This is a genomic window from Streptococcus suis YS56 (assembly GCF_000440115.1).
Taxonomy (GTDB): Bacteria; Bacillota; Bacilli; order Lactobacillales; family Streptococcaceae; genus Streptococcus; species Streptococcus suis_L.
Map to the genome: position 1 here is coordinate 1 of NZ_ALMY01000080.1, position 14,912 is coordinate 14,912.

Sequence of the window (14,912 nt, forward strand, 5' to 3'; positions counted from 1 at the left end):
AAAATACTTAAAAAATCCAATTCTATCAAGCGATTGAAGCGGATCGTGGAAAAATAAAGTGATAAAGTCGGGATGGTATTCCTTGCGGAGTATTGAGTGAAGATGGAGTCTATAATTTACTGTTTGACCGTACAAATCTAGCAAGTCAACTGAGAGAACTAGCAGATATGCTCGAGCAATAAAATTTTTTAAAACCTGTCAAGTTTTTTTCTTGACAGTTGGTCAAAGTGTGTTATAATAGAACATGTGCTAAATAGCTCTGCTATTTCACCGAATAAAAATACAAAGAAAAGAGAACATTTAAAAATGGCAGTAAAAATCCGTTTGACTCGTATGGGTTCTAAAAAGAAACCTTTCTACCGTATTAACGTTGCAGACTCACGCGCTCCACGCGATGGTCGTTTCATCGAAACAGTTGGTACTTACAACCCACTTTTGGCTGAAAACTCAGTAACACTTAAAGAAGAGCGTGTACTTGAGTGGTTGGCAAAAGGTGCACAACCTTCTGATACAGTTCGTAGCCTTCTTTCAAACGCTGGCGTGATGAAGAAATTCCACGAGCAAAAATTCTCTAAATAAGAACAGTAAGCGAGAACACTTATGGACATGATTGAAAATCTCATTATTGCGATTGTGAAACCTTTGATTTCACAGCCTGATAGCTTGACAATTAAAATTGTTGATACACCGGAATTTTTAGAATATCATTTGGATTTGGATAAATCTGATATTGGCCGTATCATTGGGAAAAAAGGACGCACAATTTCTGCAATCAGAACGATTGTCTACTCTGTTCCAACAAGTGATAAAAAAGTTCGTTTAGTGATCGACGAGAAAGAATAGAAAGTCACCATTTGGTGGCTTTTAACTTTACAGAAGGGGTTATGCCCCTTTTTAACATATAGAAAGGGAGATAAGATGAATCTGATTTGGACCTACTTAAAAAAATATCCTAAGTGGATTGCCTTGGACTTGTTGGGGGCCTTCTTATTTGTAGTGGTAAACTTGGGCTTGCCGACATTTTTGGCGAGAATGATTGACCAAGGAATTACAAAAAATGATGTTGGCCAGCTCTATTATTGGGCGGGAATGATGGGCTTAATCGTCTTGCTTGGTATTCTTGGACGAATAACGCTTGCCTATGCGGCTGGTCAGTTGACGACCAACATTGTAAAAGATATTCGAAATGATTTGTATGAGAAAATTCAGGACTATTCCCATCATGAGTATGAGCAGATTGGTGTTTCTTCTCTAGTTGCTCGTATGACAAATGATGCTTTTGTTCTCATGCAATTCTCTGAAATGGTGTTGAAACTCGGTATTATTACACCCTTGATGATGATTGCTTCTGTCATCATGACCTTGGTAACCAGTCCGAGCTTGGCCTGGACAGTAGCAGTAGCCATGCCTTTTCTAGTTTTTGTTATTTTCTATGTGGCAACCAAAACTCGTCCCTTATCAGAAAAACAACAGAAACGTTTGGATACCATTAACCAATATGTTCGTGAAAATCTCATGGGCTTACGTGTCATTCGGGCATTTACGCGGGAAGAATTTCAGGAAGAGCGTTTTGCGACAGTCAATGAAGAATATACTGAAACATCTAAAAAACTTTTTAACCTGACTGGTCTAACAGAGCCTCTTTTTGTGCAGATTATCATTGCCATGATTGTGGCCATTGTCTGGTTCGCTTTGGAGCCCTTGAAAACAGGTAGTCTGCAAATCGGTGATTTGGTAGCCTTTATCGAATATAGTTTCCACGCGCTTTTCTCATTCTTGCTCTTTGCCAACTTGTTTAACATGTATCCACGGATGTCGGTATCGAGCCAACGGATTCAGGAAGTTTTGGACATGCCGATTTCCATTTCTAAGAATGAAGATGGGATTACTGAAACAGACACTCGTGGTTATTTGGAATTTGAAAATGTAACCTTTGCCTATCCTGGTGAAACGGAATCGCCTGTTCTCCACAATATTTCATTTAAGGCCAAGCCTGGGGAAACCATTGCCTTTATTGGTTCAACAGGTTCTGGTAAGTCATCTTTGGTACAGTTAATTCCACGTTTCTATGATGTGACACTTGGTCGTATCTTGGTGGACGGTGTGGATGTCAGACGCTACAATCTAAAGGCACTCCGCAGCAAGATTGGCTTTATTCCGCAGAAAGCTCTGCTATTTACCGGAACAATCGCAGAAAACTTAAAATACGGGAAGTTAGACGCGAGTTTGGTGGAGTTACAGGATGCGACAGATGTGGCTCAGGCTAAGGAGTTTATCGAGAGTAAGGAAGAAAAATTCGACACCCATCTAGCAGAAGGCGGAAGCAACCTGTCAGGTGGGCAAAAGCAACGCTTGTCTATTGCGCGTGCCATTGTTAAACAGCCCGATATTTATATCTTTGATGATTCTTTCTCAGCTTTGGATTATAAGACGGATGCGATTTTGAGGAGTCGTTTGAAGGAAGTGACGGAAAATGCGACTGTCTTGATTGTTGCCCAACGTGTCGGAACCATTATGGATGCTGACCAGATTATCGTGCTGAACGAAGGTGAAATCGTTGGCCGTGGCACCCATAATGAATTGATGGAAAGCAATGAGATTTACCGTGAAATTGCCAACTCTCAACTTAACCGTCAATCGCTAACAGAAGAATAGGAGGAATTATGAAGAATAGATCAGTATTTACCCGTGTTTGGGACTATTTGCGTCGTTACAAATCTTCTGTATTTTTAGCTGTTTTTCTAAAGACCATCAGTGCAGTTATGAATGCCTTGGAGCCCTTTGTATTGGGGCTTATCATCACAGAATTGACTAAAAATCTGTTAGACATGGCAAATGGTGTAGAAGGAGCGCAGATTAACTATTCCTACATTGCCATCATGCTTGCGCTCTATGCACTTCGTGCCCTTATGTATGAAATCGGCGCCTATGGTTCTACCTATTTCATGACTAAGGCGGTACAGGGAGCAACCAAGGAACTGCGGCAGGATTTGAGTCACAAGATTAACAAGATTCCTGTTTCTTATTTTGACAAGCACCAGTATGGTGATTTGCTAGGTCGTTTTACAAGTGATGTGGAGACTGTGTCGAATGCTCTGCAACAAAGTTTTCTCCAGCTAGTCAATGCCGTTCTGACTCTCTCTCTAGCCATTTTCATGTGTTTCTGGTTGGATGTATCCCTAGCACTCGTAGTCGTAACCTTGGTTCCAGTGACCTATTTTGGTTCCAAGTTTGTCATGGGCAAATCCCAGCCTTATTTCAAGCAACAGGCTGATGCCCTAGGTCGATTGAACGGCTTTGTCCAAGAAAATTTGACAGGTTTTAACGTTCTCAAACTCTACGGTCGTGAAGAAATTTCTACTGAAGAATTTCGCCAGATTACCGCAGGTTTGCAGGAAGTTGGTTTCAAGGCTAGTTTTATGTCAGGCTTGCTCATGCCCCTGGTACACGGCTTATCGAACATTGCCTATGTAGTCGTGGCCTTACTTGCTGGTCTGAAAGTTCTTGCAGGTGCATTGACGGTTGGTAATATGCAGGCCTTCGTCCAATACGTCTGGCAGATTTCTCAGCCTGTGCAAACCTTGACCCAGTTGGCACCCCAGTTGCAGTCTGCTAAATCTTCCCTTGAACGTATCTTTTCAGTCTTAGATGAGCTTGATGAAGAAGACGCCAATGCGCTAGAGTTGACAGCTAGTCTGACCGGACAAGTCAGCTTTGAACAGGTCGAATTTGGCTATTCAGAAGACAAGCCGCTTATCCGTAACTTTAATCTTGATGTTAAGCCAGGTGAAATGGTGGCTATCGTTGGACCAACAGGGGCTGGTAAGACAACCCTCATCAACCTGCTCATGCGTTTCTATGATGTGACATCAGGTGCTATCAAGGTGGATGGTCAGGACATTCGGAATATTTCTCGTCAATCCTACCGAAGTCAATTTGGTATGGTCTTGCAGGATGCTTGGCTCTATGAAGGGACTATCAAGGAAAACTTACGTTTTGGGCGTCTAGATGCGACAGATGAGGAAATTGTGGAGGCAGCCAAAGCCGCTAACGTTGACCACTTTATACGTACCCTGCCTGGCGGTTATAATATGGAAATGAACCAGGAATCCAGCAATATTTCCCAAGGTCAGAAACAGCTCTTGACCATTGCGCGTGCTTTGCTAGCAGATCCTGCCATTCTGATTCTTGACGAAGCGACTTCTTCAGTTGATACCCGTTTGGAACTCTTGATTCAAAAGGCCATGAAACGATTGATGAAAGGGCGGACAAGTTTCGTCATCGCTCATCGCTTATCTACCATTCAGGAAGCTGATAAGATTTTGGTCTTGAAAGATGGACAGATTATCGAACAAGGTAACCACGAAAGTCTTTTGGCAGACAAAGGTTTCTATTATAATCTGTATCAAAGTCAGTTTAGTCAATCTAATACTCTTCGAAAATCAAAAGCAGACGTTGTTGACTCGATTTGATGAACTTCAGTTCTATCTGCATCTTCGTCGCCTAGCCTGATTTTGATTTTCATTGAGTATACATAAAACGAACTCCCTTGTCAGTGACAGGGAGTTTTCTCATATACAAGTTTGTAAAAATTAATAGGAAATTTCGGATAATAGTCCCTCAGCAGTAGTGGTTGGGAGGATGCGGACACGATTGAGGGTTAGCAGGCCGTCACTAGCAGAAGCCAAGCCGTTGTTGGTTGTGACCCCTAATTTGTAGCCAGCTTGTTCGGTTAAGGCTACGGTGTCGGCTGAATAGCGTCCACCAGGGTAGGCGATAGCGATGGTTTCCTGATTTAATTGGCTGTCAAGATAGGCTTTAGAGGAAGTAAGTTCATTTGTTTGATCCTCAATAGAACTATACTCTAAATCAGGATGGTTGACGGTATGCCCTTGGAAGGAGAGCCCTACGGTCTGCATTTCCTTGATTTGATCAAGAGTAAGGTGCCCTGCTTGTCCATATTCAGTAAACCCTGTAATGACATTGTTGGTTGCCTTCATTTGATATTGCTTAAGCAATGGGTAGGCATAACTATAAAAATCCCAGAGGCTATCGTCAAAGGTCAGCCAGACAACCTTTTTGCCAGCAGGAAGGACATTTTCTGTCAATACCTTATAAGCCTCTTCAGGTGATAAAGTATAGTAACCTGCATCTTGCAATGCTTTTAGATGACTTTCGAAAGTCGTTGGATCTACGATAAGATTCGCATTAGCTTCTTCCTCGGGAGCCATTACGTGAATGGCATGATACATGAGGATTGGAAGTTTGATAGGTTCAGTTTGCTGTTCCCAAATGATTTCTGTTTGTACTTCACTACTTTCTGAAGTCATAACACTCGAACTGGTTGTTGTCTCTACCGTTGAAGCTTTGGAATCACTTTGCTGCTTAGATGGCTGTTTTAGAAAGATTAGAAAAATAGATAGTAGAGTCACTACTAATAATGCGATACCAAGTAGCATTGGCACAAGTTGTTTCTTTTGTGTGCGACCTCGACGGGCTCTTCTTGAATGTTTCATTATCTTATCTCCATAATCATATATTAAAACAATTATATCAAATTTTTTGCCAAATAGTCAGAATATTTGTTATAATGGGAGAAATACATTTTAAAGGAGAGCACATGGTAGTTAAGATAGGATTATTAGGATTTGGTACTGTTGCAAGTGGTGTGCCATTTTTATTAGAAGAAAACCAGGAAAAAATAGAGAAAGCCGCGCATGATAGTATTGAAGTTGCGAAGGTTTTGGTCAAGGATGAAGCAGAAAAAGACCGTCTCTTGGCTGCAGGCCATAACTACAATTTTGTGACAAATATTGATGACATTTTGGCTGACGACGAGATTGCAATTGTCGTTGAATTGATGGGGCGTATTGAACCTGCTAAAACCTTTATTACACGTGCCTTGGAAGCAGGCAAGCATATTGTAACAGCCAATAAGGATTTACTTGCTGTTCATGGTAGCGAATTGCGTGCCTTGGCTGAAGAGAAAGGTCTTGCGCTTTATTATGAAGCTGCAGTTGCAGGTGGTATTCCAATCTTGCGCACCTTGGTCAACTCATTGGCTGCTGACAAGGTCACTCGTATCTTCGGCGTCTTGAATGGCACTTCAAACTTCATGTTGACTAAGATGGTTGATGAAGGATGGACTTACGAAAAAGCTCTTCAAACAGCACAGGAACTTGGTTATGCAGAATCTGACCCTACAAATGATGTTGAAGGTATTGATGCGGCTTACAAGGCTGTTATCCTCAGTCAATTTGCTTTCGGTATGACAGTTGATTTTGAACACGTAGCACACAAGGGTATTTCAAATATCACGCCAGAAGATGTAGCAGTGGCACAAGAGTTGGGCTACGTCATCAAACTTGTGGGTGATATTCAAGAAACCACCTCTGGTATTGCTGCCGAAGTATCTCCAACCTTCCTACCGAAAAATCATCCCCTTGCAAGCGTGAATGGTGTGATGAATGCTGTATTTGCCGAATCTATCGGTATCGGTCAGTCTATGTACTATGGACCAGGTGCAGGTCAGAAGCCAACAGCAACAAGTGTAACGGCTGACATTATCCGTATCGTTCGTCGCTTGAAAGACAATACTATCGGCAAAGCATTTAACGAATATAGCCGCCCACTTCAATTGGCAGCCCCAAGCGATGTGAAGAGCGAATATTATTTCTCAATTGATGCGCCTGATAAAAATGGAAAAATGCTTCGTTTAGCAGAAATCTTCAATTCTGAAGAAATCTCCTTTAAGCAAATTCTGCAACAAGCTGCGGATGGCGAAACTGCTCGCTTAGTCATTGTGACCCATGAAATGAGCAAGACACAATTGGAAAATGTAACAGCTAAATTGGCTCAAGAAACAGACTTTACAGTCTTGAATACCTTCAAGGTGTTGGGAGAATAAGATATGAAAATCATTATTCCAGCAACATCAGCCAATATTGGTCCTGGTTTTGACTCTGTTGGTGTTGCCCTTTCAAAATACTTGACTATTGAAGTTTTGGAACAAACAGAGGATTGGGTCATTGAACACAATCTCGATCATGTACCTTCTGACAAAAACAATCTTTTGATTAAGACTGCACTAAAAGTGGCTAAAAATTTGCAACCACATCGGATCAAGATGACCAGTGACATTCCATTGGCACGTGGTTTGGGCTCATCCAGTTCCGTTATCGTAGCTGGTATCGAATTGGCTAATCAATTAGCAGGTTTGAACATGACAGCGGATGAAAAATTGCTCAAAGCTACAGAAATTGAAGGTCATCCTGATAATGTAGCTCCAGCAATTTTCGGTAATTTAGTCATCTCTAGCTATGTTAATAAGAAAGTACAGGCAGTTGTAACAGAATTCCCAGAAGCAAGTTTTGTTGCCTTTATTCCAAACTACCCACTGCGTACGGTTGAAAGCCGAGGTGTACTACCTTCTCAGATGGGGTACAAGAAAGCAGTGGCTGCTAGTGCCATTGCAAACGTTGCTGTTGCCAGTTTGATGGCAGGTGATCTGGAAAAGGCTGGTCAAGCTATCCAATCAGATATGTTCCATGAACCATTCCGTCAATTGTTGGTTAAGGAATTCTGCCCTATTAAGCAAACCGGACAAGAGTTAGGTGCCTATGCAACCTATCTTTCAGGTGCTGGACCAACTGTTATGGTATTGGCTCCAAAAGATAAGGAAGAGGCTATTGTTCTAGCATTAGAGGAACTAAATCTAGACGGAACTGTCCACCGCCTTCAAGTTGATACCAAGGGGATTGCTATTGTATAGATAGTGAGAAGCTATCATTTGCAAAACTAAAAATGTTTATTTTATTGGAGTTCACCATCGCAACTATAAGCGGTAGGAAGGGAACTCCTTTTTTTGTGCATTCCATTCTTCATTTCAAAATATTGGGGCAAATTAATTTGGCTTGTGAAAGTATTTTTGTTGAATTTTATTCGTTTTCTCCTGTAATTTTTGGTATAATAAATCCTGTATATCTTAAATTGAAATGAGAAGGTTATGAAAGATAAAATTAGGCTTGAATTAGAAGGCATCGATATTCGATTCGATGAGCCTTTAAAAGAATATACCTATACAAAAGTAGGAGGAGCTGTTGATTATCTAGCTTTTCCGCGGAATCGTTACGAGATTGTTCGTATTGTCGAGTTTGCTAAGCGTGAAAATATTCCTTGGCAAGTACTAGGCAATTCAAGCAACATTATCGTACGTGACGGTGGTATTCATGGTTTTGTGATTCGTATGGATAAGCTCAATTCTGTGACAGTTTCAGGTTATACAATTGAAGCAGAAGCAGGGGCTAACTTGATTGAAACGACAAAAGTTGCCCTCTTCCATTCCTTATCAGGTTTTGAATTTGCTTGTGGTATTCCGGGAAGTATTGGTGGTGCAGTCTATATGAATGCAGGAGCTTATGGTGGAGAAATTGCTCATATTTTAGTTTCTGCTCAAATTTTGACACCAGCTGGGTATGTGGAAACCCTTGACAATCGTGACCTACGATTTGGCTACCGCTCTTCTATCTTACAAGAAAATGGAGCTATCGTACTGTCTGCTAAATTTGCTCTGAAACCAGGGAATCACACAGTAATCAAGCAGGAAATGGCTCGTTTGACTCATTTGCGTGAGCTGAAACAGCCCTTGGAATACCCATCTTGTGGCTCAGTATTTAAGCGCCCTCTCGGTCACTTTGCAGGTCAATTGATTATGGAGGCCGGCTTGAAAGGTTATCGAATCGGTGGTGTCGAAGTTTCTGAAAAACACGCTGGATTTATGGTTAATATTGCTAATGGTACAGCAAGTGATTACGAAAATTTGATTGCCCATGTGATTGAAGTCGTTGAAAAATCTTCAGGAATTACTCTGGAGAGAGAGGTGCGTATTATCGGCAACCCTGCTGATACACTCTAGCCATCAGGCTCTTACAAAAAAGAAGGAATTTATGAGAATTGAAAAAGCCAATTATTGAATTTAAGAACGTTTCAAAAGTATTTGAAGACAGTGGAACAACTGTATTAAAGGATATTAGTTTTGAATTGGAAGAGGGGAAATTTTATACCCTTTTAGGAGCTTCTGGTTCAGGTAAATCAACGATTTTGAACATTATTGCTGGTCTATTGGATGCGAGTTCAGGTGATATTTATCTGGACGGTCAACGGATTAATGATGTTCCGACCAATAAACGGGATGTCCATACTGTTTTCCAGTCCTATGCCCTTTTCCCACATATGACTGTCTTTGAAAATGTGGCTTTTCCTCTTAAATTACGAAAGGTTGACAAGGCTGAAATCGAACGCCGTGTGACAGAAGCCTTACAAATGGTCCGACTTTCTGGTTATGAAAATCGTTCCATTCAGAAATTGTCTGGTGGTCAACGCCAACGGGTTGCTATTGCACGTGCGATTATCAACCAGCCTCGCGTTGTCTTGCTAGATGAACCACTTTCTGCCCTGGACTTGAAATTGCGTACAGAAATGCAGTACGAACTGCGTGAATTACAACAACGTCTAGGAATTACCTTCGTCTTCGTTACCCATGACCAAGAAGAAGCCCTTGCTATGAGTGACTGGATTTTTGTCATGAATGAAGGTGAGATTGTCCAGTCTGGAACACCAGTGGATATTTATGACGAGCCAATCAACCATTTTGTTGCTACCTTCATCGGTGAATCCAATATCCTTCCAGGTCGCATGATAGAAGATTACTTGGTTGAGTTTAATGGCAAACGCTTTGAAGCTGTCGATGGTGGTATGCGACCAAACGAAGAAGTTGAAGTGGTCATTCGTCCCGAAGACTTGCAGATTACCCTTCCAGAAGAAGGCAAATTGCAGGTAAAAGTGGATACTCAGCTCTTCCGAGGGGTCCACTATGAAATCATCGCCTATGACGACCTTGGTAATGAGTGGATGATTCATTCAACCCGTAAGGCCATTGTGGGAGAAGTGATTGGTCTGGATTTTGAACCCGAAGACATTCATATCATGCGTCTCAATGAAACAGAGGAAGAATTTGATGCCCGTATTGAAGAGTATGTGGAAGTGGAAGAAGTAGAAGATGGCTTGATTAACGCCATTGAGGAGGAACGCAATGAAGAAAACCTCTAGGCTTTTTGCAATTCCCTATGCCCTATGGGTCTTTCTCTTTGTACTCGCACCTGTTGCCCTGATTATCTTCAAATCTTTCTTTGATATTCATGGTAATTTCACTCTGGCTAATTATCAAACCTACTTTAATTCGCCCAATATGACCTATCTGCGAATGAGTTTTAACTCCATTTTTTACGCAGGTATTATTACACTGGTCACTCTTTTGGTATCCTATCCGACTGCCTATTTCTTGACCAAGCTCAAGCATAAACAGCTTTGGTTGATGCTCATTATTTTGCCAACCTGGGTCAATCTTTTGCTGAAAGCCTATGCCTTTATTGGTATTTTTGGGCAACATGGTTCGGTTAATCAATTTTTAGAATTTATTGGTCTGGGTGCCCAGCAAATTCTCTTCACGGATTTCTCTTTTATTGCAGTTGCAGCCTATATCGAGATCCCCTTTATGATTTTGCCGATCTTTAACGCCTTAGATGATTTGGATAAAAACCTCATCAATGCTAGTCGTGATTTGGGGGCAACTTCTTGGCAGACCTTTACAAAAGTTATTTTTCCTCTTTCCATGAATGGGGTCCGTTCTGGTGTTCAGGCGGTTTTCATTCCAAGTTTGAGCCTCTTTATGTTGACCCGTTTGATTGGTGGTAATCGAGTGATCACACTTGGTACAGCCATTGAGCAGCATTTCCTCACCACACAAAACTGGGGAATGGGTTCAACAATGGGTGTGGTCTTGATTTTGGCCATGCTCTTGATTATGTGGATGACGAAAGAGAGGAAGAAATAATGAAGAAATTTGCAAATATTTACTTAACAGTTGCCTTCCTCCTTCTTTACTTGCCCATTTTCTATCTCATTTTCTACGCTTTCAATGAAGGTGGAGATATGAATGGCTTTACAGGCTTTACCTTGGACCATTTTTCATCTATGCTTGGTGATAGCCGTCTGATGTTGATTTTGGCACAAACCTTTTTCTTGGCTTTCTTGAGCTCATTGATTGCGACCATTATCGGAACCTTTGGTGCAATTTATATCTATCAGGCAAAACCTCGTTTCCAAAATGCCTTGCTATCTGTCAATAATATCTTGATGGTAGCACCAGACGTTATGATTGGGGCAAGTTTCCTGATTCTCTTTACTATGATTGGTTTTCAATTAGGCTTTGTTTCTGTCTTGCTTAGTCACATTGCCTTCTCAATTCCGATTGTCGTCTTGATGGTCTTGCCTCGTCTGAAAGAAATGAATGCAGATATGATTTCAGCAGCTTATGATTTGGGTGCAACCCAGCCACAAATGCTGAAAGAAATCATGTTGCCATATTTGACACCAGCCATTATTGCAGGCTATTTCATGGCCTTTACCTATTCCTTGGATGACTTTGCTGTGACCTTCTTTGTAACGGGAAATGGTTACTCAAACCTATCTGTTGAGATTTATTCTCGGGCTCGTCAAGGGATTTCATTGGAAATCAATGCCTTGTCAACTCTTGTCTTCCTCTTTTCAATCTTGTTAGTGGTGGGCTATTACTTTATCTCACGTGAAAAGGAGGCTGACTAATGAAACGATTGTATTCATTCTTTGTCGGTATTGTAGCCATTATCCTTATTTTGTGGGGGATTAGTTATAAGTTAGAAGCTGATTCAACCCAAGGTACAACTGATAAACTTGTCATCTATAACTGGGGCGATTATATTGATCCAGAATTGCTGGAAGAATTTACGGCTGAAACAGGTATTCAGGTGGATTACCAGACCTTCGATTCCAACGAATCCATGTACACTAAAATCAAGCAGGGTGGAACAACCTACGATTTGACAATCCCATCTGAGTATATGATTTCCAAAATGACGGAAGAAAATATGCTCATTAAACTTGATAAATCAAAGATTGAAGGTTTAGAGAATATTGATCCGCAATTTATGGGCTTGAGCTTCGATAAGAATAATGACTATTCTATTCCATACTTCTGGGGGACCTTGGGGATTGTTTACAATGAAACCATGGTTGAAAACCCTCCTCAAGAATGGGAAGATTTGTGGTCAGAGGAGTACCGTGATAATATCATGTTGATTGATGGTGTTCGTGAGGTCATGGGATTTGGCTTGCAATCTTTGGGTTACAGCTTGAACTCTAAAAATCCTGCAGAGATTGAAGAAGCTGCTGAACATCTTTACAATTTGACACCAAATGTTAAGGCTATCGTAGCTGACGAAATCAAGGGCTACATGATACAAGATGCGGCAGCTATCGCAGTATCCTTCTCTGGAGAAACCAGTGAAATGTTGGATGGCAATGAAAATCTACGTTATGTCGTACCATCAAAAGGTTCAAACCTTTGGTTTGATAATATGGTTATTCCCAAAACAGCTAAGAACATTGATGGTGCCTATGCATTCATGAGTTTTATGCTTCGTCCTGAAAATGCACTCCGAAATGCAGAATATGTTGGCTACTCAACACCAATTCCTGCAGCTAAAGCTATGCTAGATGAGGAGACTCAGAACGACGAATCTTTCTATCCTTCAGAAGAAACGATGAGGAAGATGGAAGTTTATGATAATCTCGGACCAGAGATGCTTGGAATGTATAATGACCTCTATCTCCAATTCAAGATGTATCGGAAATAGTCTGATTGGACAGGTAGCAATATAAATAAAAGAATGGGAGTGAGGTTCTTTACTAAGTACTTATTGCTCCCATTTTTTTGTCATACATACTATAGAAAGGAAGGGAAATCCCGATGGAAAATCACCGGAAAGAAGTTAGTTTTATTTCTCAATCAATCCTCTATTCGGTTCTGCGTGGTAGTTTAGTTGGCATTGTCGCTGGGTTAGTGGTCGTTGCATTTCGCTTAGCCATTGAAAAACTATTTTCTGTCTTTACACACCTCTATTCTCTGGCAACAGATAATGCAATCTATTTACTTCTTATTGGAGGGCTTTATCTGGTCATAGCTTTACTTGTTGGCAAGTTGATAAAAGACGAGCCAAATGCAAAAGGTTCTGGTATACCTCAGGTGGAGGCAGAACTAAAAGGAATTATGAATTTAAACTGGTGGTCAGTCCTTTGGAAAAAATTTATCGGCGGTGTTTTATCCATTGCATCTGGCCTAATGCTGGGGCGTGAAGGTCCCAGCATTCAACTAGGAGCTGTAACGGCTAAAGGTGTATCAGTTCTTCTTAAATCCAGTGAAATGGAAAGAAGGAGTTTGATTGCTAGTGGCGCTGCGGCAGGTTTGGCAGCAGCTTTCAATGCACCAATAGCAGGTCTTTTATTTGTTGTAGAGGAAGTCTATCATCAGTTTTCGCGTCTGGTTTGGGTCTCAGCCTTAGCAGCTAGTATCACTGCGAACTTTATTTCCTTACATGTTTTTGGATTGACACCTGTTTTGCACATGCCAGAGGATTTGCAGCTATTATCTCTTGACCAATATTGGATCTATATCTTACTTGGAGTTTTCCTTGGACTTGCTGGATATGTGTATGAAGTTGTTATCCTCAATATACAAGGTTTCTATACCCTCCTCTCAAAAATCATTCCTCTCCCAGTTCCATACTACAGTGTATTTGCCTTTTTGTTCATTATACCGATTGGTTATTTTTTCCCTAATCTGTTGGGAGGCGGGCATCATTTGATTTTAGAGCTTCCATATTTGGAACAAGGACTACTGACATTGGCAATCCTGATTTTAATACGATTTGTTTGGAGCATGATTTCCTATGGTTCTGGTCTACCAGGGGGCATCTTTTTGCCCATATTAACTTTAGGAAGTCTCCTTGGGCTTTTTGTTGCACGGTTCTTCCTTGAAATTGGTTTCATCAGTCAGGAGCAGATGCTATTGTTTATTGTATTGGGTATGGCAGGCTTTTTCGCAGCGATTTCCAAAGCACCTCTAACTGCTATTATTTTAGTCACTGAAATGGTAGGAAGTTTGAATCAATTGATGGTCATCGGGTTGGTAGCTTTGAGTTCCTATGTGATGATGGATCTTTTAGGTGGCGCGCCGGTCTATGAAGCAATGTTGGAAAAAACTTTGCCAGAAGAAGTAGAACAGCAAGAACATATGACCTTAATAGAGGTTGTTGTCAACGAAACATTGGATCAAATATTTGTTAGCGAGTTACGTTTGCCGGATTCATGCTTGATCACCAGTCAAATTCATCATGGTAAGTCAAGGATTGTGAAAGGAAATAGCCAACTTTTTATGGGTGATTCCTTACTCGTTGCAGTTCCAATCTCTCAAATCCATACCGTTCGTAGGATATTTGAGGGAGATTAGCATTTTTTTAGATTGTCTTAACAAAGAGATGAGAAAAGTCCCAATATTATAATGTTTCCGTTGTCTGGTCAACTCTCTCAATTCAGGAATGATTTCATCGGGAACGAGACTCCGAGGAAGCGGACCAAGCCGCATTCATTTGGCAATCCAGTAAGTGTCTTTCTTGTCAGTTTTCTGACCTGTAATGGTCTTCATGTGGGCTGGTTGAGCAAGTATTAACTCGAAGTCACCGCAAAGAGAATGCTGGATAGGTCGCAAGTAAACACTTGTGTTTTCCATACCAATAGCTTCTGCATGCAATTGATTAAGAAAATCGTGGCAAGTACGTAGACCTTTAGTAGTTGTATCAAAGGTAGCTAAGTAACGCTTTGGACAAGTTGAGGGGAATACAAACGACAATATCGACTTGATTTACACATGATTATCTATGGCAATTCCTTCCTTCTTAAAATTAGAGAGCTTATCTACTGAATTTTAGTCATATTCTTGAGCGCATATTGTGGTTCTTATCAGTAGGGTGGAGCAGTTT

At 41.0% G+C, this 14,912-nt stretch carries 14 protein-coding genes and 1 pseudogene; 13 read left to right on the top strand and 2 right to left on the bottom strand.

Features of this window, described 5'->3' with window-relative positions:
* Nucleotides 1-77 precede the first annotated feature (77 nt).
* The 5 genes from SST62_RS1000000112705 (at nt 78) to SST62_RS0109745 (ending at nt 4,472) form a co-directional block, all read left to right on the top strand.
* Nucleotides 78-182, top strand: a complete 105-nt coding sequence (locus SST62_RS1000000112705; RefSeq protein WP_228376866.1) for a DUF4298 domain-containing protein — start codon at nt 78-80, stop codon at nt 180-182.
* Between the two features lie 124 nt (nt 183-306).
* Complete coding sequence (gene rpsP / locus SST62_RS0109730; protein WP_029180157.1) at nt 307-579, top strand: 30S ribosomal protein S16; 273 nt, start codon at nt 307-309, stop codon at nt 577-579.
* Between the two features lie 21 nt (nt 580-600).
* The gene (locus tag SST62_RS0109735) at nt 601-843 is read left to right on the top strand and encodes a KH domain-containing protein (RefSeq protein WP_002940680.1); all 243 of its coding nucleotides are present in this window, start codon (nt 601-603) and stop codon (nt 841-843) included.
* A gap of 75 nt (nt 844-918) precedes the next feature.
* Nucleotides 919-2,655 (top strand): ABC transporter ATP-binding protein, encoded by a 1,737-nt coding sequence (locus SST62_RS0109740; RefSeq protein WP_029187203.1) that lies wholly within the window; start codon nt 919-921, stop codon nt 2,653-2,655.
* 8 nt (nt 2,656-2,663) lie between these two features.
* Entirely contained in the window at nt 2,664-4,472 is a 1,809-nt protein-coding gene (locus tag SST62_RS0109745) for an ABC transporter ATP-binding protein (RefSeq protein WP_029187204.1), read from the top strand.
* A 120-nt stretch (nt 4,473-4,592) separates the two neighbouring features.
* On the opposite strand, the gene SST62_RS0109750 is transcribed toward SST62_RS0109745, so the two are convergent.
* Nucleotides 4,593-5,516 (bottom strand): polysaccharide deacetylase family protein, encoded by a 924-nt coding sequence (locus tag SST62_RS0109750; protein ID WP_029187205.1) that lies wholly within the window; start codon nt 5,514-5,516, stop codon nt 4,593-4,595.
* Nucleotides 5,517-5,620: 104 nt separating this feature from the next.
* Here SST62_RS0109750 and SST62_RS0109755 point away from each other — a divergent pair, with 104 nt between their 5' ends.
* The 8 genes from SST62_RS0109755 to SST62_RS0109790 all read left to right on the top strand — a co-directional run bounded on the left by SST62_RS0109755 (nt 5,621) and on the right by SST62_RS0109790 (nt 14,383).
* Nucleotides 5,621-6,907: a homoserine dehydrogenase gene (locus SST62_RS0109755; RefSeq protein ID WP_029187206.1), complete on the top strand. Its 1,287-nt coding sequence runs from the start codon at nt 5,621-5,623 to the stop codon at nt 6,905-6,907.
* Between the two features lie 3 nt (nt 6,908-6,910).
* Nucleotides 6,911-7,771 (top strand): homoserine kinase, encoded by an 861-nt coding sequence (gene thrB, locus SST62_RS0109760; RefSeq protein WP_029187207.1) that lies wholly within the window; start codon nt 6,911-6,913, stop codon nt 7,769-7,771.
* A 234-nt stretch (nt 7,772-8,005) separates the two neighbouring features.
* Nucleotides 8,006-8,914 carry a UDP-N-acetylmuramate dehydrogenase gene (gene murB / locus SST62_RS0109765; protein WP_029187208.1) on the top strand — a complete coding sequence of 303 codons (909 nt, stop codon included), beginning with the start codon at nt 8,006-8,008 and terminating at the stop codon, nt 8,912-8,914.
* A 38-nt stretch (nt 8,915-8,952) separates the two neighbouring features.
* Complete coding sequence (locus SST62_RS0109770; protein ID WP_024384228.1) at nt 8,953-10,107, top strand: ABC transporter ATP-binding protein; 1,155 nt, start codon at nt 8,953-8,955, stop codon at nt 10,105-10,107.
* Nucleotides 10,091-10,891: an ABC transporter permease gene (locus SST62_RS0109775; protein WP_029187209.1), complete on the top strand. Its 801-nt coding sequence runs from the start codon at nt 10,091-10,093 to the stop codon at nt 10,889-10,891. The genes SST62_RS0109770 and SST62_RS0109775 overlap by 17 nt, the downstream gene beginning before the upstream one ends.
* Entirely contained in the window at nt 10,891-11,661 is a 771-nt protein-coding gene (locus SST62_RS0109780) for an ABC transporter permease (RefSeq protein ID WP_029187210.1), read from the top strand. The genes SST62_RS0109775 and SST62_RS0109780 overlap by 1 nt, the downstream gene beginning before the upstream one ends.
* A complete protein-coding gene (locus SST62_RS0109785) occupies nt 11,661-12,731 on the top strand; it encodes an ABC transporter substrate-binding protein (protein WP_029187211.1) in 1,071 nt (356 codons plus the stop codon). The genes SST62_RS0109780 and SST62_RS0109785 overlap by 1 nt, the downstream gene beginning before the upstream one ends.
* Before the next feature lie 113 nt (nt 12,732-12,844).
* Nucleotides 12,845-14,383: a ClC family H(+)/Cl(-) exchange transporter gene (locus SST62_RS0109790; RefSeq protein WP_029187212.1), complete on the top strand. Its 1,539-nt coding sequence runs from the start codon at nt 12,845-12,847 to the stop codon at nt 14,381-14,383.
* 48 nt (nt 14,384-14,431) lie between these two features.
* On the opposite strand, the pseudogene SST62_RS01000000111735 reads toward SST62_RS0109790, so the two are convergent.
* Nucleotides 14,432-14,764, bottom strand: a pseudogene (locus SST62_RS01000000111735) (IS110 family transposase); the annotation flags it as partial.
* Between the last annotated feature and the right edge of the window lie 148 nt (nt 14,765-14,912).

What these genes read in the sequence shown, in the direction of transcription:
- thrB (WP_029187207.1), top strand. Translation starts at nt 6,911, where the DNA reads ATGAAAATCATTATTCCAGCAACATCAGCCAATATTGGTCCTGGTTTT.
- SST62_RS0109735 (WP_002940680.1), top strand. Translation starts at nt 601, where the DNA reads ATGGACATGATTGAAAATCTCATTATTGCGATTGTGAAACCTTTGATT.
- SST62_RS0109755 (WP_029187206.1), top strand. Translation starts at nt 5,621, where the DNA reads ATGGTAGTTAAGATAGGATTATTAGGATTTGGTACTGTTGCAAGTGGT.
- SST62_RS0109740 (WP_029187203.1), top strand. Translation starts at nt 919, where the DNA reads ATGAATCTGATTTGGACCTACTTAAAAAAATATCCTAAGTGGATTGCC.
- SST62_RS0109785 (WP_029187211.1), top strand. Translation starts at nt 11,661, where the DNA reads ATGAAACGATTGTATTCATTCTTTGTCGGTATTGTAGCCATTATCCTT.
- SST62_RS0109790 (WP_029187212.1), top strand. Translation starts at nt 12,845, where the DNA reads ATGGAAAATCACCGGAAAGAAGTTAGTTTTATTTCTCAATCAATCCTC.
- SST62_RS0109750 (WP_029187205.1), bottom strand. Translation starts at nt 5,516, where the DNA reads ATGAAACATTCAAGAAGAGCCCGTCGAGGTCGCACACAAAAGAAACAA.
- rpsP (WP_029180157.1), top strand. Translation starts at nt 307, where the DNA reads ATGGCAGTAAAAATCCGTTTGACTCGTATGGGTTCTAAAAAGAAACCT.
- SST62_RS0109775 (WP_029187209.1), top strand. Translation starts at nt 10,091, where the DNA reads ATGAAGAAAACCTCTAGGCTTTTTGCAATTCCCTATGCCCTATGGGTC.
- murB (WP_029187208.1), top strand. Translation starts at nt 8,006, where the DNA reads ATGAAAGATAAAATTAGGCTTGAATTAGAAGGCATCGATATTCGATTC.
- SST62_RS0109780 (WP_029187210.1), top strand. Translation starts at nt 10,891, where the DNA reads ATGAAGAAATTTGCAAATATTTACTTAACAGTTGCCTTCCTCCTTCTT.
- SST62_RS0109745 (WP_029187204.1), top strand. Translation starts at nt 2,664, where the DNA reads ATGAAGAATAGATCAGTATTTACCCGTGTTTGGGACTATTTGCGTCGT.